1 pseudogene is annotated in these 538 nt (G+C 73.0%); it reads right to left on the reverse strand.

From position 1 onward, the window contains the following. Nucleotides 1–538, reverse strand: a pseudogene (locus ABEA04_RS05345) (hypothetical protein); the annotation flags it as partial.

Raw genomic sequence — 538 nt, forward strand, 5'->3', positions numbered from 1 at the left:
GTGCCGTTGGCGACCTCGGCGCCGTCGAGGACGCCGCCGTCGTCGGAGTCGGGGTCGAGGGGGTCGGTGTCGTAGTAGTTGACCTCCTGGCCGTCGCTGAGCCCGTCGTCGTCGGTGTCGGGGTCGTTCGGGAGGGTGCCGGCGTCGGCCTCCTCGTCGTCGGTCAGACCGTCGCCGTCGGCGTCGTCCGGGCCGGGCGGGACGTCGTCCTCGCCGTTGTTGGGGTCGGTGCCGGCTGCGATCTCGTCACCGTCGTCCACGCTGCCGTCGTCGGAGTCGGGGTCGAGGGGGTCGGTGCCGGTGTCGTTGACCTCCTGGCCGTCGGTGAGGCCGTCGTCGTCGCTGTCGGCGTCGGCCGGGTCGGTGCCCAGGTCGGCCTCCTCGGCGTCACTCAGGCCGTCGTTGTCGCCGTCGGGGTCGCCGGGGAAGTCGTCGGCGCCGTTGTTGGGGTCGGTGCCGTTGGCGATCTCGGCGCCGTCCTTGACGCCGCCGTCGTCGCTGTCGGGGTCGAGGGGGTCGGTGTCGGTGTCGTTGACCT

This window comes from Nocardioides marinquilinus (assembly GCF_039543705.1).
Lineage (GTDB): Bacteria > Actinomycetota > Actinomycetes > Propionibacteriales > Nocardioidaceae > Nocardioides > Nocardioides marinquilinus.